We start from the raw sequence: 25335 nt of genomic DNA, 5'->3' as shown, positions 1-25335 counted from the left end.
TTATCGTTGTGAGAAGTGTAGGAAACCGGTTTCACATAATCATCATGAGTTTCTTTTAATGAAACAAGACCACTTTTTATGCATTTTTTCGTTTCGTGATGACGATCACTCGTGGCCGTAAAAAGCGTGATAACGTCGCTGCGACAATTTTTCTGCGGTGAAGTACACTGCGGCTCATCGGTTTTGAATGGAATAACACTATGACCACCATGCTGGAAGTGGCGAAGCGGGCAGGCGTGTCGAAAGCGACGGTCTCCCGGGTGCTGTCGGGGAACGGTTACGTCAGCCAGGAGACGAAAGACCGCGTGTTTCAGGCCATCGAAGAAAGCGGGTATCGCCCCAATCTGCTGGCGCGAAACCTGGCGACCAAACGCACCCAGACCCTGGGGCTGGTGGTGACGAACACCCTGTACCATGGGGTCTACTTTAGCGAGCTGCTGTTTAACGCCGCGCGGATGACGGAAGAGAAGGGGCGCCAGCTGATCCTGGCGGACGGCAAGCACAGCGCCGAAGAGGAGCGCGAGGCGATCCAGTACCTGCTCGACATGCGCTGCGACGCGGTGATCATCTACCCGCGTTTTCTGAGCGTGGAAGCGCTGGACGAGATCATTGAGAAATGCGAGCAGCCGATCATGGTGCTCAACCGCCGTTTGCGGAAAAACAGCAGCCATAGCGTCTGGTCCGATCATAAAGCGTCGTGTCAGGACGCGGTATCGCAGCTGATCGCGAAAGGCCACCGGGAGATTGCGTTTATCACCGGTTCGCTGGATTCCCCCACCGGCGTGGAGCGTCTTTCCGGTTACAGGGACGCGCTGGCGCAGCACGGGATTGCAGTTCGTGACGCGCTGATCGCCGAAGGGAAGTGGAGCCCGGCCAGCGGCGCGACGGCGGTCTCTCAGCTGCTCACCCGCGGCGAAGCGTTTACCGCGCTGGTGGCGAGTAACGACGATATGGCGATTGGCGCCATCAGGCAGTTGCACGAGAGCGGCGTCGCCACACCGGGCGCGGTGTCCGTCATCGGCTTTGACGACGTGGCAATCGCGCCCTATATCGTGCCGTCCCTCTCCAGCGTGCGTATTCCGGTAACGGAGATGATCCAGGAGACCATCAGCCGCCTGATTTTCATGCTCGACGGCGGTGAGTTTAAGCTTCAGCAAACCTTCTCCGGCGAGCTTATCCTGCGCGACTCCGTTATTGACGGCCCGCATCGCTGACGTCGACATCTGTCATCGTCACTAATGACGATGACAGAACTACTTCTTTTTATTTCGCTTTAAAATCAACGAATTAAATATTGGCACGGTTTATGAATAGCTTCGCGCATAACAGTTATGCCGGAGAAGCAGATGAACCGTTTTATTATGGCCGATGCCAGCAAATGCATTGGTTGCCGTACCTGTGAAGTGGCGTGCGTGGTGTCCCATCAGGCAGAGCAGGATTGCGCCTCTCTCACCCCTGATACCTTTCTGCCGCGCATCCACGTCATTAAAGGCGTGAATATTTCTACCGCCGCTATCTGTCGCCAGTGTGAAGACGCGCCGTGCGCCAACGTCTGTCCGAACGGGGCGATTAAGCGCGAGAAAGGCTTCGTGCATGTGATGCAGGAGCGCTGCATCGGGTGCAAAACCTGTGTGGTGGCGTGTCCGTATGGCGCGATGGAGGTGGTGGTTCGCCCGGTGGTTCGCAACAGCGGTATCGGGCTGAGCGTGCGCGCGGAGAAAGCCGAAGCCAATAAATGTGACCTCTGCTACCACCGCGACGCCGGTCCGGCGTGTATGGAAGCCTGTCCGACGCATGCGCTGGTTTGCGTCGATCGAGACAAGCTCGAACAGATGAGTGCCGAAAAACGTCGCCGCGCGGCGTTCGACACCTCGTCATCACTGCTGTTCTGAACCGTATGAGCAGCAACGGCGTTCAGCTGCGGGTGCGCGGCAAGGTGCAGGGCGTGGGGTTTCGGCCCTTCGTCTGGCAGCTGGCGCACCGGCTGAAGCTTGTGGGCGATGTCTGCAACGACGGAGAGGGTGTCCTGGTGCGTCTCGCGGGTAATGGGGGGGACTTTACCGCGAGGCTGCATCAGGACTGCCCACCGCTGGCGCGCATCGATCGCGTTGAAACGCAGCCGTTCACCTGGGCGGACATGCCTGAGGACTTTACCATCCGCCACAGCGATCGCGGGGCGATGGACACGCAAATCGTCCCGGATGCCGCCACCTGTCCCGCGTGCCTGGCGGAGATGCGCGATCCCCGCGAACGTCGCTACCGCTACCCGTTTATCAACTGCACCCACTGCGGGCCGCGGTTTACCATTATCCGCGCCATGCCCTATGATCGCCCGGCCACGTCAATGGCGCCATTCCCGCTCTGTGTGCCCTGTGAAACGGAGTACCGCAACCCGGCTGATCGGCGTTTTCACGCCCAGCCAGTGGCCTGCCCGGACTGCGGGCCGCAGCTGGAGTGGCGAGCCGGGGAGGCTGCTGCTGCCCGCGAATCGGCGTTAAGCGCGGCGGTGGCGATGCTGGAAGGCGGCGGGATTGTGGCGGTCAAAGGGCTGGGCGGTTTTCACCTGGTCTGCGACGCGCTTAACCCGCAGGCGGTTCGGAAATTACGGGCACGCAAGCAGCGCCCGACCAGGCCGCTGGCGGTGATGATCCCGCATGCGAACGATCTGCCGAAGGCCATCCAGACGCTGTTACGTTCACCCGCTGCGCCGATTGTGCTGACGCCAAAAGCCTGCCTTCCTGCGTTTCCTGAGGAGATTGCGCCGGGGCTGAATACGGTTGGTGTGATGTTGCCTGCGAACCCGCTCCAGCATTTGCTGATGTTGGACTGTCAGCGTCCGCTGGTGATGACCTCCGCCAACCTCAGTGGCCATCCACCCGCCATAAGCAACCAGCAGGCGCTGGAAGAACTCAGTGACATCGCTGACGGCTTCCTGCTGCACAACCGCGACATCCTGCAACGGATGGATGATTCAGTGATGGACCAGGAGGGCACGATGTTGCGTCGCGCACGCGGTTTTGTGCCGGATGCCATCACATTGCCCGCCGGATTCCGCGACATCCCGCCCATGTTATGCACCGGCGCGGAGATGAAAAATACCTTCTGCCTGGTACGTGGCAACCAGGCGGTGCTGAGCCAGCATTTTGGCGATCTGAGCGACGAGGGCGTAGAGGCGCAGTGGCGCAGTGCGCTCTCGACGATGCAGGAGATCTACGCTTTCCAGCCAGAGCGTGTGGTGTGCGATGCCCATCCGGGATATCACGCCCGACAGTGGGCCCGGACGCAAGCGCTGCCCGTTGAGACCGTGCTGCATCATCATGCGCATGCGGTAGCGTGTCTGGCGGAGAACGGCTGGCCGCTCGACGGCGGGGATGTTATTGCCCTGACGCTGGACGGGATCGGCATGGGCGAGAACGGCGCGCTGTGGGGCGGCGAGTGCCTGCGGGTGAACTATCGCGACTGCGAACGGCTGGGCGGTCTGCCAGCCGTTGCGCTACCGGGTGGCGATCTGGCGGCAAAACAGCCGTGGCGCAATTTGCTCGCCCACTGTCTGGCGTTCGTACCTGACTGGCAGCAGTACCCGGAAACGGAGGCGGTACAGCGTCAAAACTGGCCGCTGCTGGCAACGGCGGTGTCGCGCGGTATCAATGCGCCGCGGGCCTCCTCCTGTGGTCGTCTGTTCGACGCCGTGGCCTGTGCGCTGGGCATTGAAACGCAACGCTATGAGGGCGAAGCCGCGTGCCGGCTGGAGGCGCTGGCCGAACGCTGTGCAGGGGGTGATCATCCGGTGACGCTCAAGACGGATAACCTTGCGCTGTTCTGGCAGCAGTGGCTGGCCTGGCGGGCGGAGCCCGGCGAGCGCGCCTGGGCCTTTCACGATGCGCTGGCAAAAGGGCTGAGCGAACTGGCGGCAACGCATGTCCGCCGACGGACGCTCTCTACGGTGTGCTTCAGCGGCGGCGTCCTTCACAACCGCCTGCTGCGCGCGCGCCTTCGTCATTACCTTTCTGATTTCACGCTTCTTTTTCCTTCGCGCCTGCCCGCAGGCGACGGAGCGATCTCCTTCGGGCAGGCGGTGGTTGCTGCCGCCCGATCATGTTCACAAAGGATTTAAAATGTTACGACTGTTACGCAATGAACCTCGTGCAGCGTGCCTGCTGCTGGCTCTCGGGATGGCTAACCTGCTGGCCTGGGGGCTGGCGTGGCACACCTTTAGCGACAGTACGGCGCTGATGGCGGCCAGCCTGCTGGCCTGGTGTTACGGACTGCGTCATGCGGTGGATGCCGACCATATCGCCGCGATTGATACCGTGACGCGTAAGATGATGCAGCAGGGCAAGCGCCCGTCCGGCGTGGGCGCATGGTTTTCCCTCGGACACTCCACCATCGTGGTGCTGGCCTCCATTGCTATCGCCGCTACCGCCACGGCGTTTCAGAAAAACATGGCATGGTTCCACGAAACCGGCAGCCTGATTGGCACCGCCGTCTCCGCCACCTTCCTGCTGGCGATGGCGCTGGTGAATATGGTGATCCTGCGCGGCGTCTGGCGCAGTTTTCAGGCACTGAAACACGGCAGGCCGGCGCAGGGCGACATCACGCTGCCTGCACAGGGTGGCGTCATGAACTGGCTGTTCGGCAAAACCTTCCGCCTCGTCAATAAAAGCTGGCAGATGTACCTGGTCGGTTTCCTGTTTGGCCTCGGCTTTGACACGGCCACCGAAATCGGCGTGCTGGGGATCTCCGCCGCCAGCGCCTCCAGCGGGATGTCGGTGTGGTCGATCATGATCTTCCCGGCGCTCTTCGCCAGCGGCATGGCGCTGGTGGATACGCTCGATAACCTGCTGATGGTGGGTGCCTACGGCTGGGCGTTTAACAAACCGCAGCGCAAGCTGTACTACAACATGACCATCACCGGCACTTCGGTGGTGGTGGCGCTGTTTATCGGCGGCCTGGAAGCGCTGGGTCTGCTGATGGACAAGTTCTCCCTCAGCGGCGGCGTGTGGGATCTGATTGGCGCGGTGAACGATAACCTGGGCGATGCCGGATTTGTGGTGGTCGGGCTGTTTGTCGCCTGCTGGCTGATCTCGATGGCGAACTACCGCTGGCGCGGTTATGACGCGCTGGTGGTGCGCTCCTGACGCTGAAAGGGTAGCCATAAAAAAAGCCCCGGGACATCGGGGCGGTGGACAATAAAATCCAAAGGTTAAGTAAGCGTGGCAGTACTGTAGGCCGGGTAAGCGGAGCGCCGCCCGGCATGACGAGGGTTAAGCAGGTAACGATTTCAGCAGCGCGAAGGCCTCCTTCATTCTGTCTTCGCTGACCACAAAGGCGCGCATCTGACCGGCAGTATCGGTGCCGCGCGCCACCATGCCCTGAGGCGAAAGGGCAATCTGCCAGTCCAGATCCTGACGCTGCGTTTCACCTGCGAGATGCAGCGGTAGTTCCGGCGTTTTTACCTTCACCAGCATGGCGGGTAATTTCACCGGGGCGTTGCCGCCGAGCAGGTTTTTCGCCAGGAACATGGCGCTTAACTGAATCGGTTGCAGGAACGGCAGCACCTGGCCGTTAATTTCCGCGCAGTCGCCCAGGGCATAAATATCCGGCTGGGTGGTTTGCAGGTAGCTGTCCACCTTCACGCCGCGATTGATCTCTGCGCCCGCGCGGTGCGCCAGCGCGGTTTCCGGGCGCAACCCCGTCGCCGCAATAACCACATCCACTTCCACGCTGCGGTTGCGGTCGAGCGTCGCACAAATGCCGGTTTCGGTTTTGCTCAGGCTCTGCAACTGCGATTTCAGCAGCAGATGCACGCCCATGTCGGTCAGACGATGCTGTAAGCGACTGCTTACTTCTGCCGGCATCAGCGCTGACAGAATGCTGGCCGCGTGGTCAACCAGGGTGACGGATTTTCCCGCCCGGCAGAAGTCCATCGCCAGCTCGGTGCCAATCAGCCCGCCGCCGACAATCATCACCCGCGTGGCGTCGCGTAACAGGGTCTCGCTGGCCTGATACTCCAGCTGGCTGTTGAGCGTGACCATTAGTTCGCGGCCCTCAACCGGCGGCACAAACGCCGATGCCCCCGTCGCCAGCACCAGCTTGTCGTAGTGCCAGGTTTTATCTTTCGCGTTCACCACGTGGGCGTCGGCGTCGATATCGGTCACCCAGGTGTACGGAAACAGACGCAGGTTAAACTGTTCTGCAAACTCCCCCGCCGTCTGGCGGGTGAGATCGTCGGCGCGCTGATTCTGGCTAATGACGTGGCTTAAATCAGGCTTGTTGTACTCATCCATGCTGTCGGCGGCGATTACCGTCAACGGCACGTTAGCATCCTGTTTGCGGATATTTTTCACCAGCTGGCGGGCGGCAAAGCCCGAGCCGATAATGACGATGCCGTGGCTCATTTTGCCTCCGTTGCCAGTTCATCAAAGACGTCTTTCCCGAGGGAACATTCCGGGCAGAGGAAGTTGTCCGGCACCTCGCTCCATGGCGTACCCGGCGCGACATCCTGCAACGGCTCGCCCAGCTCAGGATCGTAAATCCACTGGCAGACGCTGCACTGCATGCAAGGGCCGAGGTCGGCAGCGGCAGGAGCGGCTTCTGCTACGGCTTCCGGCGCAACAGCCGCGGCGGGTGCGGTTTCCGGCAGTGGCGCAAGCGCCCACTGGCGGGCAATGTCGCGACCGTGCTGTCGACAGATTTCCAGCGCGTCGAGATCCGGACGCCATTTCGCCTTCAGGCTCAGGGACATCTCAAAACCGGCATCCTGTAAACGGGTGGAGAGACGGTCTACCGCGCCGCCGCTCCAGCCGTGTGAACCAAAGGCGCTGGCGCGTTTGTTACGGAAGCGCAGGCCGGTCATCTCTTCCACCAGTCCGGCAATTTTCGGCATCATCACGTTATTCATGGTGGAGGTACCCACCAGCACGCCTTTGGAGCGGAAGACGTTGGTCAATACCTCATTCTTATCGCTGCGCGCCACGTTGAAGATTTTCACCGCCACGTTCGGGTCAACTTCGTTGATGCCCTGGGCAATGGCGTCCGCCATCATGCGGGTGTTGTTGGACATGGTGTCGTAGAAGATCGTAATGCGGTCTTCCTGATAATCCGCCGCCCATTTCAGGTACAGTTCGACAATCTGGGTTGGATTTTCACGCCATACCACGCCGTGGGAGGTGGCAATCATATCCACCGGCAGGTTGAAGCCGAGGATCTCGGTGATTTTTGGCGTGACCAGACGGCTGAACGGGGTCAGGATGTTGGCGTAGTAGCGTTGGCACTGTTCGAACAGCTCGGTCTGATCCACTTCGTCGTTGAACAGACGTTCGTCGCAGTAGTGCTGGCCGAAGGCGTCGTTACTGAACAGCACCGCGTCACCGGTCATGTAGGTCATCATGCTGTCCGGCCAGTGCAGCATTGGGGTTTCCACGAAGATCAGCTGTTTGCCGTTGCCGATATCCAGCGTGTCGCCGGTTTTCACAGTGTGGAAGTTCCACTCCGGATGGTGGTGGTGGCCGTTGATGGAGTCAATGGCGTTAGTGGTGCAGTAGATCGGGGTATCCGGAATGTGGGACATCAGCTCGGTCAGCGCCCCGGCATGATCCTCTTCCGCGTGGTTGATGATAATGTAGTCGATCTCATTCAGATCGATTTCGCTGCGCAGGTTCTGCACGAACTCGCGGCTGAATTTGTGATCGACGGTATCGATCAGGACGTTTTTACCTTCACGAATGAGATAGCTGTTGTAGCTGCTGCCGCGCAGCGTTTTGTATTCCGTCCCGTGAAAATCACGTACTTCCCAGTCACGTTGACCCACCCAATGAATGTTATTTTTAACCAGAATAGACATAGCAACCTCAACTTAATACGGCGTTTTCAAATAAGATGACTGTCATATATCAAGTTGCGTGCCAACTTTTTAAATTATTGAAAATAATGGATTTATATTTTGATGCTCCCAAATAGGTAGTCATTTTGACTATCTTAAAAATTGTCAATATGACACTATGTATTGTCAAAATGACAGTGAGGCAGAGATGAGCTTTTCCGTAGATGTGCTGGCGAAGATCGCCATAGAACTGCAAACCGGTATTGGTCATCAGGACCGCTTTCAGCGGCTGATCTCCACGTTGCGTCACGTGCTGGATTGCGATGCCTCGGCGCTGCTGCGTTACGAAGGGCGGCAGTTTATTCCGCTGGCTATCGACGGTCTGGCGAAGGACGTACTCGGGCGGCGCTTTACCCTGGAGGGCCACCCGCGTCTGGAAACCATCGCCCGTGCGGGTGACGTGGTGCGTTTCCCGGCGGACAGCGATCTGCCCGACCCTTACGACGGCCTGATCCCCGGGCAGGAGAGCCTGAAGGTGCACGCCTGTATCGGCCTGCCGCTGTTTGCCGGGCAGAACCTGATTGGTGCGTTAACCCTCGACGGCATGTCGCCGGATCAGTTCGATACCTTCAGCGACGAAGAGCTACGGCTGATTGCTGCGCTGGCGGCCGGGGCGCTGAACAACGCCCTGCTGATAGAACAGCTGGAGAGCCAGAATATTCTTCCGGGTAGCCCGACGGCGTTTGAGCAGGTGGCACACACCGAAATGATCGGCCTTTCGCCAGGCATGGCGCAGCTCAAAAAAGAGATTGAGATTGTCGCCGCGTCTGATTTGAACGTGCTGATCTTCGGAGAGACCGGCACCGGTAAAGAGCTGGTGGCGAAAGCGATCCACGAAGCCTCGCCCCGTGCGGTGAATCCGCTGGTCTATCTCAACTGCGCGGCGCTGCCGGAAAGCGTGGCGGAAAGTGAGCTGTTCGGACACGTCAAAGGGGCCTTTACCGGGGCGATCAGCAACCGCAGCGGCAAGTTCGAAATGGCCGATAACGGCACGCTGTTCCTCGATGAAATTGGCGAACTCTCCCTTTCGCTCCAGGCCAAACTGCTGCGGGTGTTGCAGTATGGCGATATTCAACGCGTGGGAGACGATCGCAGCTTACGCGTGGATGTGCGCGTGCTGGCGGCGACGAACCGCGATCTGCGCGAAGAGGTGCTGGCGGGGAATTTCCGCGCCGATCTGTTCCACCGTCTGAGCGTGTTCCCGCTCACGGTGCCGCCGCTGCGCGAGCGGGGCGAGGATGTGGTGCTGCTGGCGGGCTTTTTCTGCGAACAGTGTCGGCTCAAAATGGGGCTTTCCCGCGTGGTGCTAAGCCCCGGTGCGAGGACGCACCTGCTGAGCTACGGCTGGCCAGGTAACGTGCGTGAACTGGAACATGCGATTCACCGCGCGGTGGTGCTGGCGCGGGCTACGCGTTCGGGGGATGAAGTGGTAATTCATGCGCGCCATTTCGCGCTGCATGAGGAAACGACGCCGTCCGTGAAGCCGGTGATACCTGAGAGCGTGAACGAAAACCTGCGCGAGGCGACGAATGCGTTCCAGCGTCAGATGATCGCCCGCGCGCTGGAGCAGAATAACCGCAGCTGGGCGGCGTGCGCGCGGGCGCTGGAGATGGACGTCGCCAACCTCCACAGGCTGGCGAAACGTCTGGGGCTGAAGGGTTAAATAATCCCCGCCTGGTAGAAGTCTTGCAGGTTGATCGCGCCGCACAGCCTGCCGTGCTCGTCCACCACCGGCGCGGCGGTGATTTTGCGCTTCATCAGCACCTCTTTGGCTTCAATGGCGCGGCTGTCGGCATTCAGCGTCAGTCCGCCCTGGGTCATTGCTTCGGATACCCGCGCCTCCAGCTTGCCGCCGCCCACCAGCCAGCGGCGCAGGTCGCCGTCGGTGAAGACGCCCTTCACCTGGCGGTCATTGTCGCATACCGCAACCAGCCCCAGCCCGGTGCGGCTCAGCTCCAGCATGGCGTCCATCACGCTGGTGTCGAGTTTGACCTGAGGAATGGCATCGTCGGTGCGCATCAGGTGGTGAACCTTGTTGAGCAGACGTGCCCCAAGCGCGCCCGCAGGATGGGAGCGGGCGAAATCTTCCTCATTAAAACCGCGCGCCTGCATCACCGCCATTGCCAGCGCGTCGCCCATCATCAGGGTGTTGACGGTGCTGGAGGTCGGTGCCAGGTGCATCGGACAGGCTTCGCGCTCAACGGAAATATCCAGCGTTGCTTTCGCGGCCAGCGCCAGCGGCGATCGGGATTTGCCGGTCATCGCTAACAGGGCCACCGATTTTTCTTGCAGGCGAGGGATGATGAGATCCAGCTCTTTGGCTGAACCGGAGTAGGAGATAAACAGCATCACGTCGCGGCTTTCGATCATCCCCAGATCGCCGTGCAGCGCTTCGGCAGGATGCACAAAGAACGCCGGGGTGCCGGTGCTGGCAAGCGTCGCGGCAATCTTCTTGCCGATATGACCGGATTTACCGATACCCGCCACGATCACTTTACCCTCGCAGTGGATAATGGTGTTGGCTGCACGAACAAAATCCTCACCCAGACGCTCCGGCAGGCGGCTGGCTTCCTGTAGCTCCAGCAGCAGGGTCTGACGGCCTGCGTTTAACAGAAAATCACTCATTTTTCTCTCCGGTTACGATCACGTCGATGCCCTTCGCTTCCAGCGCTTTTTTAAATGCCGGATCGATACCTGCGTCGGTAATCAGCTTATCGACGCTTTCAAGGCTACAGACAATGTTGGGGCTTTTACGGCCAAACTTCGACGAGTCCGCCATCAAAATTACTTCCCGTGCGGCGTTGCACATCGCTTTGCTGACGCTGAACACCTCGTTGAAGGTAGTCACGCCCGCGTTGAGGTCGATGCCGTCGGTGCCCATAAACAGCTTATCGAAGCTGAAGTGGTCGAAGGCATTCTCCGCCAGCTGCCCGTGAAACGACGCCGATTTTTTACGGAAGGTGCCACCGGGCATCAGGATGGTCTGCTCGCTATCGAACTCTGACAGGGCATTGACGATGTGCAGGCTGTTGGTCATCACGGTGATGTTATTAAAGCGGCTGAGCAGCGGGATCATCTGTAGGACAGTACTGCCTGCGTCGAGGATAATGGAATCGCCGTCATGGATAAATTTGACGGCGGCTTCGGCAATCAGCGCTTTCTGGTGAGTATTGATCAGCGTTTTGTGGTCGATAGGCGGGTCGGCTTCGTCTTTATTGAGCACCACGCCGCCGTAGGTACGAATGACGGCGCCGGAGTTTTCGAGCAACACCAGGTCCTTGCGTATTGTCGTGCCGGTGGTGTCAAAGTAGTGGGCCAGATCCTCTACCGAGCACTTTCCCTGCTTTTGCAGATGCTCAAGTATGGCCGCCTGCCGCTGACGTGGTTTCATAGGCGCTTCGTTCCTTACGTTGCGAAATGATAATTCCGCAAGTTTATAACTTTCACAACGAAATTATCCATGTTTCAGATTAAGCGCTAATGATAGTGCATTCTGACAGAGTGAATCGTGGGGGAAGATCACATCAGGTTGTAATTCATGCAGCGAAATGCCGTTGATCGCCTGAATTTTGGTCGGACGGGCAAACACCGTTACGCCGCGCATGATGAGGGAATCGCTCACCCGGTTGTGTTCATCCAGCGCAACGGCAACCACCACGCGCGGCTTAAAGCGCCCCCCGGAACGCCCGACGCCGACGCGTCCCTTCTGACACAACGCATCAAAGGCGCGGTTAAACTGGTAGATCTGCCAGCCGCCAAACGCCATCTGGCAGATCCAGGCGAGGGCGGCGACGGTGATGAGTGCGGTTACCATATCGGCTCCTTGTTATATTCCCTCTCCCGGTGGGAGAGGGGGAGGGTGAGGGCATCACCCTGCTCGATCAGAACATCACCTGCCCACCGGTGACGTTAATCGACTGTCCGGTGCAGTACGAGGCTTTCGGGCTGGCGTAAAACAGCAGCATGTTCAGCACGTCCTGATAGTCGCACCCGCGCTTGAGCGGCACTTTGTCGATGTAGTACTGCTCCACTTCTTCAGCTTTGATGCCAAGTTTGGCGGCGTACTGCGGCAGCAGGGACTGGAACATCGGGGATTTCAGCAGGTTACCCAGCATCAGCGCGTGAACGGTAATGCCGTATTCGGCCAGATCCAGCGCCAGAGACTGCGTCAGCCCGACGCCGCCAAACTTCGCCGCGCTGTAGCCGGAGTTGTGCTTGCTGCCCACTTTCCCCGATTTTGAGTTGATCTGAATGATGCGACCCTGAATACCGTCGCGGATCATCAGCCGGGAAAACTCACGGGCGCAGAGGAAATAGCCCACCAGATTCACCTGCAACGAGCGGTCAAAATCTCCCAGCTCGAAATCGCTGATAAACGCCGCTTTCGCGATCCCCGCGCTGTAGACCAGCAGGTCGATACGTCCAAATATCTCGTCCACGCCGCGGGCCAGCGCCATCACGCTCTGCTCGCTGGTGGCGTCGGCACCAAATCCGTACGCCATCCCTTCGCCAAACTCGGTGTTGATGGCGTCCGCTACGCGGGCGGCTTTCTCACTCTGAATATCCACGACCGCCACGCGGTAGCCCTCTGCGGCAAGCCCATGGCAGAGGAACTCGCCTAAGGTTTGTCCCCCACCAATGACAACGGCAACCTGACTCATGTGTCTCTCCTTTATTACGAAATAAATTTTAACGTGCAGCCTGGGGTGACAGCCTGCGGAACCGGACCCTCAACGTGAACCGTGCCGGGATACTCCGCCTGCGGCTGGCCGTCGAAACGCAGGGTGATATGCCCCAGCTCGCGCAGGTTTTGCTCGGCGACGTCACCGACGGCGGTTACCGCATAGCGCGCCTTGCCCAGCTCCAGCTGGCTTCCGGCCTTCAGCTCGCCGTTCAGCTCGCCGTGGCAGTGGATAAAGCAAAACTCTTCGATATCCGCAGGCGCCCCTTCGCGGAAGGTGATCAGCATCTGGTCGCTCAGCGCATCCGCCGCGCTCTGGCCGATGCGGGTAATGGTTGTCTGGTAAATCACAGTCATGGCAGGCACCTCTTATTGATAAATAAAGCCGGAAACAAACCAGGCAATCAGCACCGTCGGCGCGCCCGTCAGGAAGCGGCTGACCAGCACGGACGGCACGCCCACGCGCACGGTCTCCTGGCGTGCTTCCGCCAGCGACAGCCCCACGGGGATAAAGTCGCACGCTGCCTGGGCGTTAATGGCAAACAGGGCGGGCAGGGCGAGGTGCGGAGGAATATTCCCCAGACCAATCTGCACGCCAATCAGCACGCCGATAACCTGAGCAATCACCGCGCCCGGGCCGAGGAACGGCGACAGCAGCGGGAAGGAGCAGATCAGCGCCAGCGTCACCAGGCCGAGCGGGTGGCTGGCAAGCGGGGCGAGGCCGTGGGCAATCCAGTCGCCCAGGCCTGAGGCCATGATGATGCCGATCAGCGCCGAGACGAATGCCATAAACGGCAGAATGGTCTTCAGCACCGTGTCGATGGTGTCGCGCCCGGACTGGAACAGCACCGCCACGGCGGACCCCATCCCCATCCCGACCTTCGCCAGCAGGCCATCGCTCTGCTCGGTGATTTTTTTGCTGGTGTCGTACTCGCGCGGGGCCGCTTTTTGCGGCGCAGATGTGCCATTCACCAGCGTGATGTTGTCTTCCTTCACGCCTGACACATAAATATCTTCAACGATGTACTGCGCCAGCGGGCCGGATTTCCCGGTGGAGTGAATATTTACCGTCGGAATGCGGCGCTTCGGATAGATGCCGCAGCGCAGCGTGCCGCCGCAGTCGATCACCGCCACGCCGATTTCCGCTTCCGGCGGTTCGCCTTCCTTGAAGCCGTCGACCGCTTCCCAGCCGGTCAGCTCGCGCAACTTGTCGACGATCGCCGGGCGCGTGCCCGCGGTGATGTACACAATCTTTTTGCCTTCGGTGGCGTCGAACTCCAGCGGGCCGCCCCAGCCGCCCGTGCCTTTCTCAATGCGGATCCGGTTCATGCTGTGGCTCCTGAAAGATGGACTTTCTGTTCAAGCTGGATGCCCATTTTTTTCTCGAAAATGGCGGTGGTGAGGTCAGTCACCCAGCCGCGGAAGAAGTTGGTCACCAGACCGACCAGCAGGTAGCTCACCGCCAGCGGGCCGAGCGGCAGGCCAAGCGTGGTCAGGCCGCTGGCGATCCCGAGATAGACAAACAGTTCGCCGGGGTTGATGTGCGGGAACAGGCCGTTCATGGAATGGCAGCTGTAGGAGGCGGCGGCGTAATAGCTCGGCTTGTACTTCTCTGGCATAAAGCGGCCGAGGCTTAAGGTCATCGGGTTGCAGAACACGAAGGTGCCGATAAAGGGCAGTATCAGGTAGCGGGACAGCGGGTTTCCGGCGCAGCGCTGGGCGAAGCGCTCGATGCGCTGCTGGCCGATAAAGTTAATCAGCGCGTTCATGATCACCAGCAGGCTGATCAGCAGGGGCAGGATCCCGGTCACCATGCCAGTGAACACTTCTCCGCCTTTCTGAAACAGCCCGATGAACCACTCGGCGCCATGGGTGATGGTTTCTATCATTCTTCTCTCCTGTAGGGCGTTTGTTTTTGTCTATCTGCGGCTAATAATAATCACTTTGAAAGGTTTTAAAGTGTTAGTTAGATCTCACAATGAAAGAAAAATGTATTATTTTGAAAGTTTATTGGCGAGGTGAATAATTTTTGGTGGAAAAAGGCACGGATTTGCGTTGGGGAGGTGCGTACCGCTTCCTTGAGGAGTTGGGGATGCTTTACCATACTGGGTTCTTACCGAACTCGTTAAATGGATGCCACATGTTCAAGCGTCGTTATGCAGCGCTGTTGCCTGCGCTTATTCTCCTGTCCGCCTGTAGTAGCAAACCCAAGACCGAAGCCGTTCAGCCAACGGCGGGCGCGCCTTCCGGAGGATTCCTGCTGGAGCCGCAGCACAATATGATGCAGATGGGAGGCGACTTCGCGAATAACCCTGCGGCCGAACAGTTCATCGATAAAATGGTGAGCAAGCACGGTTTTGATCGCCAGCAGCTGCATGCCATTTTGTCTCAGGCGAAGCGTCTGGACTACGTGCTGCGCCTGATGGACAGGCAGGCGCCGACGGCCCAGGTGCCGACCGGGCCAAACGGGGCGTGGCTGCGTTATCGCAAACAGTTTATTACCCCGGACAACGTGCAAAATGGCGTGGTGTTCTGGAATCAGTATGAAGACGCCCTGAACCGCGCGTGGCAGGTCTATGGCGTGCCGCCGGAGATCATCGTCGGTATTATTGGGGTTGAGACCCGCTGGGGACGCATTATGGGTAAAACCCGCATCCTCGATGCGCTGGCGACGCTCTCCTTCAACTATCCGCGTCGCGCGGAGTATTTCTCTTCCGAGCTGGAAACCTTCCTGCTGATGGCGCGAGACGAACAGGACGATCCGTTAGATCTGAAAGGGTCGTTCGCCGGTGCGATGGGCTACGGCCAGTTTATGCCGTCCTCCTATAAGCAGTACGCGGTAGATTTTAACGGGGATGGTCACATCAACCTGTGGGATCCCGAAGACGCTATTGGCAGCGTGGCCAACTACTTCAAAGCGCATGGCTGGACGCCGGGCGGCCAGGTGGCGGTACAGGCGAACGGCGAAGCGTTTGGTCTGGAAAACGGATTTAAAACCAAATACAGCGTGGCGCAGCTGGCAGCGGCAGGCTTAACGCCGTCTCAGCCGCTGGGCAATGTTGACCAGGTGAGCCTGCTGCGCCTGGATGTCGGAACCGGTTATCAGTACTGGTTCGGGCTGCCGAACTTCTACACCATTACCCGCTACAACCACAGCACGCACTATGCGATGGCGGTGTGGCAGCTGGGGCTGGCGGTGTCTCAGGCGCGTGTGCCAGCAGCGTCACCGTTTAGCCAGTAAGTCCCCTTATGCCTCCCTCTCCCTGTGGGAGAGGGCTGGGGTGAGGGCACCCGCCCGCACCTGTTTCCCGCAGAAACATTTCGCCACACTCCCATTTAACTCCCGCCGTTTACATCTCAATCGCCTTTCATTATTGTTATGTTATAACATTATTGAATTGAGATATCCATGTCCCTGTTTTCTCTCTCATCCTCGCTTCGGCTGCTGCTGGCGCTGGTGCTCATTCTGTTTCTCGGCCTGGCCGTGCGCTGGGCGGTGGCGTTGCCATGATCGTGATGAACGACCTGGTGGCGGGTTACGATCGCCAGCCCGTTACGCGCGCGCTGTCCGGCGTGATTGAACGCGGGAGCATGACCGCCATCGTCGGGGCCAACGGCTGCGGCAAATCCACGCTGCTGAAAACGCTCGCTGGCTTTATTCCGCCCGTCAGCGGTACGTTTCGCTGGCAGGGGAGACGTCCGGTGGTGGGCTGGCTGGCGCAGCGTCACGCGCTGGAGGCGCAATTTCCTCTGACCGTGCAGGACGTGGTGAGCATGGGCTGCTGGCCAGCAATCTCTCTGTTTGCCGGTTTTCGTCGGGATGCCCGCATGCGCATTGCCGGCGCGCTGGAGCGCGTGGGGCTGGAGTCCATGGCGTTCTCCACTATTGATGAACTTTCCGGCGGGCAATTCCAGCGCATGCTGTTTGCCCGCGTTTTAGTGCAGCAGGCACCGCTGGTGATGCTGGACGAACCCTTCACTGGCGTCGATGAAGCGACCTGCAACGTGCTGATGGATCTGATGCTGGAGATGTATATGCAGGGGCAGACCCTGCTGGCGGTACTGCACGACAGCGAACGCGTCTCGCGCCACTTCCCACAAACGTTGCGGCTGGACGCTGATACGCCGCACTGGAAAACCGAGCGGGTGAGGGTGGCATGATCTGGCATCTCTTCTTCCAGCCGTTTATTGAGTACGGCTTTATGCGGCGCGCGCTGGTGGTTTGCCTGGCGCTCTCCGTCAGTACCACTGCGCTGGGTGTATTCCTTCAGCTGCGTCGGATGAGCCTGATGGGGGACGCCCTTTCTCACGCCATTTTGCCGGGTGTCGCGGTGGGCTATCTGCTCAGCGGAATGTCGCTGCTGGCAATGACTGTCGGCGGGTTTATTGCCGGTATCGCCGTTGCGCTGGTGGCCGGGCTGGTCAGCCGCCGTACACCTCTTAAAGAGGATGCCAGCTTCGCGGGGTTTTACCTGGGTTCCCTGGCGCTGGGCGTCACGCTGGTGTCGCTGCGCGGTTCAAATGTCGATCTGCTTCATCTTCTGTTTGGCTCCATTCTCGCCGTGGATAGCGCGTCAGCCCTGTTCGTGACGGGCGTTTGCATGTTCACGCTCCTCACGCTGGCGATTTTTTATCGTGGGCTGGTCAGCGAAGCGTTCGACACTGCGTGGTTGCAGGTGAACGCGCGCTGGCTGCCCGGGATGTTACACGGTCTGTTTCTGGCGCTGCTGGTTCTCAACCTGGTGGCCGGTTTTCAGGTACTCGGCACGTTGATGGCCGTCGGGCTGATGATGTTACCCGCCGTGGCGGCACGCTGCTGGGTGCGCACACTGCCAGGGTTACTTTTGATGGCGGGTATCAGCGGTATTTTTTGCGCGTGGCTGGGCTTAAGTCTTTCCTGGGCAGTGAGTCTGCCCGCCGGGCCCTCCATTGTGCTGACCGCCAGCGCATTGTTCTTTATTTCAGTTTTATTTGGCACGCGCAGCAGGCTGGCGGATAGCCTGCGGGCGCTTTTTTAACGCAAGGGGAAACGATGAAACGTACAGGGTTAGCCGTGGCGCTCGCGCTCGGCATGATGACGCACGGCGTAATGGCGAAAACGCTTAATGTGGTGACCAGCTTTTCCATCCTGGGAGACATCACGCAGCAGGTTGGCGGCGATCGTGTGAAGGTGACGACGCTGGTGGGGCCGGACGGTGATCCCCATACTTTCGAACCCTCGCCCAAAGACAGCGCGGCGCTGAGTAAAGCTGACGTGGTGGTGGTCAATGGGCTGGGGCTGGAGGGTTGGCTCGACCGTCTGGTAAAAGCTTCTGGATTCAAAGGCCAGCTGGTGGTTGCCTCGGACGGCGTGAAAACGCACACGCTGGAAGAGGGCGGTAAAACCGTGACCGATCCGCACGCGTGGAACAGCGCGGCGAACGGCGCGCTGTATGCGCAAAATATTCTCTCAGGGCTGGTGAAGGCCGATCCTGAAGATACGGCGGCGCTTGAAGCTACCGGTAAACCCTATATTGCGCAGCTCTCTCAGCTGGACGGTTGGGCTAAAAAGCGTTTCAGCGACATCCCACAGGCGAAGCGCAAAGTGCTGACCAGCCACGACGCCTTCGGCTATTTCAGCCGCGCCTACGGCGTGACGTTTATGGCGCCGCAGGGGCTGTCGTCTGAGAGTGAAGCCAGCGCGGCGCAGGTAGCGGAGATCATCAACCAGATTAAAGCTGACGGCGTGAAAACCTGGTTCATGGAAAACCAGCTTGACCCGCGCCTGGTGAAGCAGATTGCGACCGCCACGGGCGCCCAGCCGGGCGGTGAACTTTACCCGGAAGCGCTGTCCGCGAAGGGCGGCGTGGCGGACACCTACGTCAAGGCGTTTCGCCACAATGTGGACACCCTCGCTAACAGCATGAAATAAGCGTCTCTCTGGCCGGTGCGCCCGCATCGGCTTTTTTCTGAAGCCCCCTCGTAAAACCCGACGCGCATCCCCATATTTGATGAGAAAGTGCTATCTTGTGCTGCATGTTTTTCTAAGGCCTGGAGCGAGAATGACTGACCATGAATTGATGCAGCTAAGCGAAGTGGTGGGGCTGGCGCTGAAACAGCGCGGCGCGACTCTCACGACCGCAGAATCCTGCACCGGCGGCTGGGTGGCGAAAGCAATTACCGATATTGCTGGCAGTTCCGCCTGGTTTGAACGCGGCTTTGTGACCTACAGTAACGAGGCTAAAGCGCAGATGATTGGCGTGCGTGAAGCCACGCTTGAGCAGCATGGCGCGGTCAGCGAACCGGTGGTGATCGAGATGGCGATTGGCGCGCTGAAAGAGGCGCGCGCAGATTACGCTATCTCCATCAGCGGTATCGCGGGGCCGGACGGCGGCAGCGACGTGAAGCCTGTCGGCACCGTCTGGTTTGGCTTTGCCACCTCAAAAGGTGAAGGGATCACCCGCCGGGAATGCTTCAGCGGCGATCGCGAAAGCGTGCGTCGTCAGGCAACGGAATACGCGTTAAAAACGCTCTGGCAACAATTTCTACAAAACACTTGATACTGTATGACTATACAGTATAATTGCCTCAACAGAACAGAAGTCCATGGTGAAGCGCAGTTGCTTCTCCCGGCATGACAGGAGTAATAATGGCTATCGACGAAAACAAACAGAAAGCGTTGGCGGCAGCACTGGGCCAGATCGAAAAGCAATTCGGTAAAGGCTCCATCATGCGCCTGGGTGAAGACCGTTCCATGGATGTGGAAACTATCTCCACTGGTTCGCTTTCTCTTGATATCGCACTGGGCGCTGGCGGTTTGCCGATGGGCCGTATCGTAGAAATCTACGGTCCGGAATCCTCGGGTAAAACCACCCTGACGTTGCAGGTTGTTGCGGCGGCACAGCGCGAAGGTAAAACCTGTGCGTTTATCGATGCCGAGCACGCGCTGGACCCGGTCTATGCCCGTAAACTGGGCGTTGATATCGACAACCTGCTGTGCTCCCAGCCGGACACCGGCGAGCAGGCACTGGAAATTTGTGACGCGCTGGCGCGCTCAGGTGCGGTTGATGTGATCATCGTCGACTCCGTTGCGGCGCTGACGCCAAAAGCGGAAATTGAAGGTGAAATCGGTGACTCTCACATGGGCCTCGCGGCACGTATGATGAGCCAGGCGATGCGTAAGCTGGCGGGTAACCTGAAGCAGTCCAATACGCTGCTGATCTTCATCAACCAGATCCGTATGAAAATTGGTGTAATGTTCGGTAACCCGGAAACTACCACCGGCGGTAACGCTCTGAAATTCTACGCTTCTGTCCGTCTGGATATCCGCCGTATCGGCGCGGTGAAAGAGGGGGATAACGTAGTCGGTAGCGAAACCCGCGTGAAGGTTGTGAAGAACAAAATCGCAGCACCGTTCAAACAGGCTGAGTTCCAGATCCTCTACGGCGAAGGTATCAACTTCCTCGGCGAGCTGGTTGACCTGGGCGTGAAAGAGAAGCTGATTGAAAAAGCGGGCGCATGGTACAGCTACAACGGTGACAAGATTGGTCAGGGTAAAGCGAATGCTATCTCCTGGCTGAAAGAGAACCCGGCGGCGGCGAAAGAGATTGAGAAGAAGGTGCGTGAACTCCTGCTGAACAACCAGGACTCTAAACCTGATTTCGTGGTCGACGGCGCGGATGCTGAAGAAACCAACGAAGACTTTTAATCCTCTCGGATAAAAATGAAGGGCTGCTGATGCGGCCCTTTTTGCATTTCTGAATCGACAGGTTTTTTATGAGTGAACCGACATCACGCCGACCAGCCTACTCACGCTTGCTGGATCGGGCCGTGCGTATTCTTGCCGTGCGTGACCATAGCGAACAGGAGCTGCGGCGGAAACTGTCAGCGCCCGTCATGAGCAAAAACGGTCCGGAAGTCATTGATGCCACCGCGGAAGATTATGACCGCGTGGTTGCCTGGTGCTACGAGCATCACTATCTGGATGACGGCCGTTTTGCCGCTCGCTTTCTTGCCAGTCGTGGTCGTAAAGGCTATGGGCCAGCGCGTATCCGCCAGGAGCTGAACCAGAAAGGCGTTGCCCGTGAATCGATTGAAAAAGCCATGCGCGAAAGTGAAATTGACTGGTGCGAACTGGCGCGTGAGCAGGCGGTACGAAAGTACGGTGAGCCGCTGCCGCGTGAATTTTCAGAAAAAGTTAAAATCCAGCGCTTTTTGCTCTACCGCGGCTTCCTGATGGAAGATATTCAGGATATCTGGCGTAATTTTACCGATTGAACGCATGCGGGATTTTACTTCCCACTAAAGAAAACTTATCTTATTCCCACTTTTTCCAGTAGCTGGTCCGTCCAACTGTTTACAGATACAGATCTGCTGCGACATTTCGTTAGCTTGATTTCAGGATAATTATGAGCAAGAGCACCGCTGAGATCCGTCAGGCGTTTCTCGATTTTTTCCATAGTAAGGGACACCAGGTTGTTGCCAGCAGCTCCCTGGTACCGAACAATGACCCGACTCTGCTGTTTACCAACGCCGGGATGAACCAGTTCAAGGATGTGTTCCTTGGTCTCGACAAGCGTAATTATTCCCGCGCCACAACCTCACAGCGTTGCGTGCGTGCGGGCGGTAAACACAACGATCTGGAAAACGTCGGTTACACCGCGCGCCACCACACCTTCTTCGAAATGCTGGGTAACTTCAGCTTCGGCGACTACTTCAAACACGACGCCATTCAATACGCGTGGGAACTGCTGACCGGTGAAAACTGGTTCAATCTGCCGAAAGAGCGTCTGTGGGTGACCGTGTATGAGACCGATGACGAAGCGTTCGACATCTGGGAAAAAGAAGTGGGTATCCCTCGCGAACGTATCATCCGTATCGGTGACAACAAAGGCGCGCCTTACGCGTCTGATAACTTCTGGCAGATGGGCGACACCGGCCCTTGCGGTCCGTGCACCGAGATCTTCTACGATCATGGCGACCACATCTGGGGCGGCCCTCCGGGAAGCGCGGAAGAAGATGGCGATCGCTATATTGAGATCTGGAACATCGTCTTCATGCAGTTCAACCGTCAGGCCGACGGCACCATGGAGCCGCTGCCAAAACCGTCCGTAGATACCGGTATGGGCCTTGAGCGTATCGCGGCCGTTCTGCAACACGTTAACTCCAACTATGAGATTGACCTGTTCAGCACCCTGATCAAAGCCGTTGCTGAGGTAACGGGCGCAACCGATCTGAGCAACAAATCACTGCGCGTTATCGCAGACCATATTCGTTCCTGTGCGTTCCTGATTGCTGACGGCGTTATCCCGTCAAATGAAAACCGTGGCTATGTGCTGCGTCGTATCATTCGTCGTGCGATCCGCCATGGCAACATGCTGGGCGCGAAGGACACCTTCTTCTATAAACTCGTTGGGCCACTGATTGGCGTGATGGGCTCTGCCGGCGACGAGCTGAAACGCCAGCAGGCGCAGGTTGAACAGGTTCTGAAAACCGAAGAAGAGCAGTTTGCCCGTACGCTGGAGCGCGGTCTGGCGCTGCTGGACGACGAGCTGGCGAAACTCAAGGGCGACACGCTGGATGGCGAAACCGCTTTCCGCCTGTACGACACCTACGGCTTCCCGGTTGACCTGACGGCGGACGTTTGCCGCGAGCGCAACATCAAAGTTGACGAAGCAGGCTTTGAAGCCGCAATGGAAGAGCAGCGTCGTCGTGCGCGTGAATCCAGCGGTTTTGGCGCAGACTACAACGCGATGATCCGCGTTGATAGCGCGTCTGAATTTAAAGGCTACGAAGAGCTGGCCCTGACCAGCAACGTAACCGCGCTGTTTGTTGACGGTAAAGCCGTAGACAGCATTAGCGCGGGTCAGGACGCGGTTGTTATCCTGGATAAAACGCCGTTCTATGCGGAATCGGGCGGTCAGGTTGGCGATAAAGGCGAACTGAAAGGCAATGGCTTCAGCTTCAGCGTAAGCGATACCCAGAAATACGGTCAGGCGATTGGTCACCAGGGCAAACTGGTTTCCGGTTCTCTGAAAGTGGGCGAGGGCGTTCAGGCCAACGTTGACGAAGCTCGCCGCGCGCGCATTCGTCTGAACCACTCGGCAACCCACCTGATGCACGCAGCCCTGCGCGAAGTGCTGGGTACGCACGTTGCACAGAAAGGTTCTCTGGTTAATGACAAAGTGCTGCGTTTCGACTTCTCACATTTTGAAGCGATGAAGCCATCTGAAATTCGTGCGGTGGAAGACCTGGTGAATGCCCAGATCCGCCGTAACCTGCCAATCGAAACCCACATCATGGATCTCGAGGCAGCGAAGAAGAAAGGTGCGATGGCGCTGTTTGGCGAGAAATATGACGACCGCGTTCGCGTGCTGAGCATGGGCGACTTCTCTACCGAACTGTGTGGCGGTACTCACGCATCCCGCACCGGTGACATCGGCTTGTTCCGCATCGTTTCCGAGTCGGGGACGGCGGCAGGCGTGCGTCGTATTGAGGCGGTGACCGGGGAAGGCGCAATTGCCAGCCTGCATGCGCAGAGCGACCAGCTACACGAGATCGCGCAGCTGCTGAAAGGCGATAGCCAGAACCTGGGCGAAAAAGTGCGTGTCGCGCTGGATCGTACCCGTCAGCTGGAAAAAGAACTCCAGCAGCTGAAAGAACAGGCTGCGGCGCAGGAGAGCGCAAACCTCTCCAGCAAAGCGGTAGACATTAAGGGCGTCAAACTGCTGGTCAGCGATCTGGCGGGCGTTGAGCCTAAGATGCTGCGTACCATGGTCGACGATCTGAAGAACCAGCTTGGTTCGACGGTTATCGTGCTGGCAACGGTCGCAGAGGGTAAGGTTTCTCTGATTGCGGGCGTCTCTAAGGATGTGACGGATCGTGTCAAAGCAGGGGAACTGATTGGCATGGTCGCCCAGCAGGTGGGTGGCAAAGGTGGCGGTCGTCCGGACATGGCGCAAGCCGGTGGAACGGATGCGGCGGCACTTCCCGCGGCATTAGCCAGCGTTGAAAGCTGGGTAAGCGCGAAACTGTAATAACTACAAAGCACAAGCAGACGCCATAGCGGTAACGTTATGGCGTCTTGCTCACTGCGCTATCGATAACGATAAAGTCAGGTTGAGTTTGTGTATATCGGCTAAACTTACGTTTAACAGAATGTGATGCCGTGACTGCTTACACTTTACGTGTTTGTCATCGCTTACTTTTTGGCGTTATATGATGGATAATGCCGGGATACAAGAGACCCGACTCTTTTAATCTTTCAAGGAGCAAAGAATGCTGATTCTGACTCGTCGAGTTGGTGAGACCCTCATGATTGGGGATGAGGTCACCGTGACAGTTTTAGGGGTAAAGGGTAACCAGGTACGTATTGGTGTTAACGCTCCTAAAGAAGTATCTGTCCACCGTGAAGAGATCTACCAGCGTATCCAGGCTGAAAAATCCCAGCAGTCCAGTTACTGATATTGTCGCGTCTCGCTGTCGGGCGAGACGCAACCCTCCTGTTATTTTTCCTGCATAAAGTTACCGTTCTATTTCAAACGCTTCGTTTTTGACCACTCTCATAACCTTATCTCATCCAAATGACGCGCTTCTCTCAACAGAATTCTGTGAAGATGTCTGCAAAATCCGCTTATAAAACACTCTCTTTGCGGCTTTTACATGCGAATTGCGTGCGAATTGTGCAAACGAAAAAAGCATGTGGAAAATTGTTTGACTTATAAGTCCCAGAAAGTAATATATGCGCCACGCAGCGACGAGAAGCTCTTAACGAGTTGCTCGAAGCACTCGAAAGAGGCGTTGTGTGGTGAGGTGGCCGAGAGGCTGAAGGCGCTCCCCTGCTAAGGGAGTATGCGGTCAAAAGCTGCATCCGGGGTTCGAATCCCCGCCTCACCGCCATTTTGCATCCGTAGCTCAGCTGGATAGAGTACTCGGCTACGAACCGAGCGGTCGGAGGTTCGAATCCTCCCGGATGCACCATCTATTACTTCATATTGCTTTCGAAGTGATATGAATATCGAGCAGTACAGTAGTAAATCCCGATGCATCCGTAGCTCAGCTGGATAGAGTACTCGGCTACGAACCGAGCGGTCGGAGGTTCGAATCCTCCCGGATGCACCATCTATTACTTCATATTGCTTTCGAAGTGATATGAATATCGAGCAGTACAGTAGTAAATCCCGATGCATCCGTAGCTCAGCTGGATAGAGTACTCGGCTACGAACCGAGCGGTCGGAGGTTCGAATCCTCCCGGATGCACCATTTTTTACTTCATATTGCTTTTGAAGTGATATGAGTATCGAGAAGTACAGCAGTAAATCCCGATGCATCCGTAGCTCAGCTGGATAGAGTACTCGGCTACGAACCGAGCGGTCGGAGGTTCGAATCCTCCCGGATGCACCATATTTTACTTTGTGTTGCTTTTGAAGCGATACCGAGTATCAGCAGTAACAGTAGTAAATCCCGATGCATCCGTAGCTCAGCTGGATAGAGTACTCGGCTACGAACCGAGCGGTCGGAGGTTCGAATCCTCCCGGATGCACCATATTCTCCTGGATAACAGCGATGCTGTTGTTTTAAGGTCTGCGAGTTAATCGCAAGCACCAGGGAGGATAACGTTGCTTTAGCAACGGCCCGCAGGGCGAGGCGTAAGCCGAGTAATCCTCCCGGATGCACCATCTTCTCCTTCTTTGTTCATTCCTTCGACGTTTCGTCAGCAATCACGCTCTCTGTCAGCGACAAAAATCCCCTTTTACGATAAAGTAATGCTTTGTTAATCGTTTAGCGAGAGCAC

General features: G+C 57.9%; 23 protein-coding genes and 6 tRNA genes. 20 read left to right on the top strand and 9 right to left on the bottom strand.

Annotated features, from left to right (window positions below):
* Window positions 1-200 precede the first annotated feature (200 nt).
* The 4 genes from ACOTZD_RS04865 to ACOTZD_RS04850 all read left to right on the top strand — a co-directional run bounded on the left by ACOTZD_RS04865 (window position 201) and on the right by ACOTZD_RS04850 (window position 5138).
* Window positions 201-1214, top strand: a complete 1014-nt coding sequence (locus ACOTZD_RS04865) for a LacI family DNA-binding transcriptional regulator (protein WP_032610022.1) — start codon at window positions 201-203, stop codon at window positions 1212-1214.
* 132 nt (window positions 1215-1346) lie between these two features.
* A complete protein-coding gene (hydN, locus tag ACOTZD_RS04860; protein WP_017382793.1) occupies window positions 1347-1892 on the top strand; it encodes an electron transport protein HydN in 546 nt (181 codons plus the stop codon).
* A gap of 5 nt (window positions 1893-1897) precedes the next feature.
* Window positions 1898-4114, top strand: coding sequence for a carbamoyltransferase HypF (gene hypF / locus ACOTZD_RS04855; protein ID WP_421636254.1), 2217 nt, complete (start codon window positions 1898-1900; stop codon window positions 4112-4114).
* 1 nt (window position 4115) lies between these two features.
* On the top strand, window positions 4116-5138 hold the full coding sequence (locus ACOTZD_RS04850; protein ID WP_023314717.1) for a HoxN/HupN/NixA family nickel/cobalt transporter: 1023 nt from the start codon (window positions 4116-4118) through the stop codon (window positions 5136-5138).
* A 126-nt stretch (window positions 5139-5264) separates the two neighbouring features.
* On the opposite strand, the gene norW is transcribed toward ACOTZD_RS04850, so the two are convergent.
* Window positions 5265-6398, bottom strand: a complete 1134-nt coding sequence (gene norW, locus ACOTZD_RS04845) for an NADH:flavorubredoxin reductase NorW (protein WP_023323659.1) — start codon at window positions 6396-6398, stop codon at window positions 5265-5267.
* Window positions 6395-7843 carry an anaerobic nitric oxide reductase flavorubredoxin gene (gene norV / locus ACOTZD_RS04840; RefSeq protein WP_022651734.1) on the bottom strand — a complete coding sequence of 483 codons (1449 nt, stop codon included), beginning with the start codon at window positions 7841-7843 and terminating at the stop codon, window positions 6395-6397. The genes norW and norV overlap by 4 nt, the downstream gene beginning before the upstream one ends.
* A gap of 187 nt (window positions 7844-8030) precedes the next feature.
* On the opposite strand from norV, the gene norR reads away from it, so the two are divergent.
* Window positions 8031-9545 (top strand): nitric oxide reductase transcriptional regulator NorR, encoded by a 1515-nt coding sequence (gene norR / locus ACOTZD_RS04835; RefSeq protein ID WP_022651733.1) that lies wholly within the window; start codon window positions 8031-8033, stop codon window positions 9543-9545.
* Here the strand turns inward: norR and gutQ are convergent.
* The 7 genes from gutQ to srlA form a co-directional block, all read right to left on the bottom strand.
* Complete coding sequence (gene gutQ, locus ACOTZD_RS04830; RefSeq protein WP_015571677.1) at window positions 9542-10507, bottom strand: arabinose-5-phosphate isomerase GutQ; 966 nt, start codon at window positions 10505-10507, stop codon at window positions 9542-9544. The two genes, norR and gutQ, sit on opposite strands and share 4 nt — an antisense overlap.
* Window positions 10500-11273 carry a glucitol operon DNA-binding transcriptional repressor SrlR gene (srlR, locus tag ACOTZD_RS04825; protein WP_022651731.1) on the bottom strand — a complete coding sequence of 258 codons (774 nt, stop codon included), beginning with the start codon at window positions 11271-11273 and terminating at the stop codon, window positions 10500-10502. The genes gutQ and srlR overlap by 8 nt, the downstream gene beginning before the upstream one ends.
* A gap of 63 nt (window positions 11274-11336) precedes the next feature.
* Complete coding sequence (gutM, locus tag ACOTZD_RS04820) at window positions 11337-11696, bottom strand: transcriptional regulator GutM (protein ID WP_023323656.1); 360 nt, start codon at window positions 11694-11696, stop codon at window positions 11337-11339.
* Window positions 11697-11763: 67 nt separating this feature from the next.
* Window positions 11764-12543 (bottom strand): sorbitol-6-phosphate dehydrogenase, encoded by a 780-nt coding sequence (srlD, locus tag ACOTZD_RS04815; RefSeq protein WP_003862162.1) that lies wholly within the window; start codon window positions 12541-12543, stop codon window positions 11764-11766.
* A 14-nt stretch (window positions 12544-12557) separates the two neighbouring features.
* Window positions 12558-12920 carry a PTS glucitol/sorbitol transporter subunit IIA gene (gene srlB / locus ACOTZD_RS04810; protein WP_045346954.1) on the bottom strand — a complete coding sequence of 121 codons (363 nt, stop codon included), beginning with the start codon at window positions 12918-12920 and terminating at the stop codon, window positions 12558-12560.
* A 12-nt stretch (window positions 12921-12932) separates the two neighbouring features.
* Window positions 12933-13892, bottom strand: coding sequence for a PTS glucitol/sorbitol transporter subunit IIB (srlE, locus tag ACOTZD_RS04805; protein WP_032610009.1), 960 nt, complete (start codon window positions 13890-13892; stop codon window positions 12933-12935).
* Window positions 13889-14452, bottom strand: a complete 564-nt coding sequence (srlA, locus tag ACOTZD_RS04800) for a PTS glucitol/sorbitol transporter subunit IIC (RefSeq protein ID WP_003862164.1) — start codon at window positions 14450-14452, stop codon at window positions 13889-13891. The genes srlE and srlA overlap by 4 nt, the downstream gene beginning before the upstream one ends.
* Window positions 14453-14703: 251 nt before the next feature.
* On the opposite strand from srlA, the gene mltB reads away from it, so the two are divergent.
* The 15 genes from mltB to ACOTZD_RS04725 all read left to right on the top strand — a co-directional run bounded on the left by mltB (window position 14704) and on the right by ACOTZD_RS04725 (window position 25086).
* The gene (mltB, locus tag ACOTZD_RS04795) at window positions 14704-15804 is read left to right on the top strand and encodes a lytic murein transglycosylase B (RefSeq protein WP_057979986.1); all 1101 of its coding nucleotides are present in this window, start codon (window positions 14704-14706) and stop codon (window positions 15802-15804) included.
* Window positions 15805-16070: 266 nt separating this feature from the next.
* Window positions 16071-16724 (top strand): metal ABC transporter ATP-binding protein, encoded by a 654-nt coding sequence (locus tag ACOTZD_RS04790; protein ID WP_023323655.1) that lies wholly within the window; start codon window positions 16071-16073, stop codon window positions 16722-16724.
* A complete protein-coding gene (locus tag ACOTZD_RS04785; protein WP_015571669.1) occupies window positions 16721-17581 on the top strand; it encodes a metal ABC transporter permease in 861 nt (286 codons plus the stop codon). Before ACOTZD_RS04790 ends, ACOTZD_RS04785 begins: the two co-directional genes overlap by 4 nt.
* Window positions 17582-17595: 14 nt before the next feature.
* Window positions 17596-18474 (top strand): metal ABC transporter substrate-binding protein, encoded by an 879-nt coding sequence (locus ACOTZD_RS04780; RefSeq protein ID WP_022651725.1) that lies wholly within the window; start codon window positions 17596-17598, stop codon window positions 18472-18474.
* Between the two features lie 130 nt (window positions 18475-18604).
* Window positions 18605-19102: a nicotinamide-nucleotide amidase gene (gene pncC, locus ACOTZD_RS04775; protein ID WP_003862172.1), complete on the top strand. Its 498-nt coding sequence runs from the start codon at window positions 18605-18607 to the stop codon at window positions 19100-19102.
* A gap of 89 nt (window positions 19103-19191) precedes the next feature.
* Complete coding sequence (gene recA, locus ACOTZD_RS04770; RefSeq protein ID WP_015571667.1) at window positions 19192-20250, top strand: recombinase RecA; 1059 nt, start codon at window positions 19192-19194, stop codon at window positions 20248-20250.
* A gap of 68 nt (window positions 20251-20318) precedes the next feature.
* Window positions 20319-20819, top strand: a complete 501-nt coding sequence (recX, locus tag ACOTZD_RS04765) for a recombination regulator RecX (protein ID WP_129329315.1) — start codon at window positions 20319-20321, stop codon at window positions 20817-20819.
* Window positions 20820-20950: 131 nt separating this feature from the next.
* Entirely contained in the window at window positions 20951-23578 is a 2628-nt protein-coding gene (alaS, locus tag ACOTZD_RS04760) for an alanine--tRNA ligase (RefSeq protein WP_022651724.1), read from the top strand.
* A gap of 241 nt (window positions 23579-23819) precedes the next feature.
* A complete protein-coding gene (csrA, locus tag ACOTZD_RS04755; protein WP_000906486.1) occupies window positions 23820-24005 on the top strand; it encodes a carbon storage regulator CsrA in 186 nt (61 codons plus the stop codon).
* A 342-nt stretch (window positions 24006-24347) separates the two neighbouring features.
* Window positions 24348-24440: transfer RNA gene (locus ACOTZD_RS04750), tRNA-Ser, on the top strand.
* A 4-nt stretch (window positions 24441-24444) separates the two neighbouring features.
* Window positions 24445-24521 (top strand) — tRNA-Arg (locus ACOTZD_RS04745).
* Window positions 24522-24585: 64 nt separating this feature from the next.
* Window positions 24586-24662 (top strand) — tRNA-Arg (locus ACOTZD_RS04740).
* A 64-nt stretch (window positions 24663-24726) separates the two neighbouring features.
* Window positions 24727-24803 (top strand) — tRNA-Arg (locus tag ACOTZD_RS04735).
* Between the two features lie 64 nt (window positions 24804-24867).
* Window positions 24868-24944: transfer RNA gene (locus ACOTZD_RS04730), tRNA-Arg, on the top strand.
* Between the two features lie 65 nt (window positions 24945-25009).
* Window positions 25010-25086, top strand: a tRNA-Arg gene (locus ACOTZD_RS04725).
* Window positions 25087-25335: the final 249 nt, after the last annotated feature.

Source organism: Enterobacter cloacae complex sp. SHL022 (genome assembly GCF_049237785.1).
GTDB lineage: Bacteria > Pseudomonadota > Gammaproteobacteria > Enterobacterales > Enterobacteriaceae > Enterobacter > Enterobacter hormaechei_C.
The sequence above is the reverse complement of the archived record's forward strand: the minus strand, read 5'-3'. Positions and strand labels throughout refer to the sequence as shown.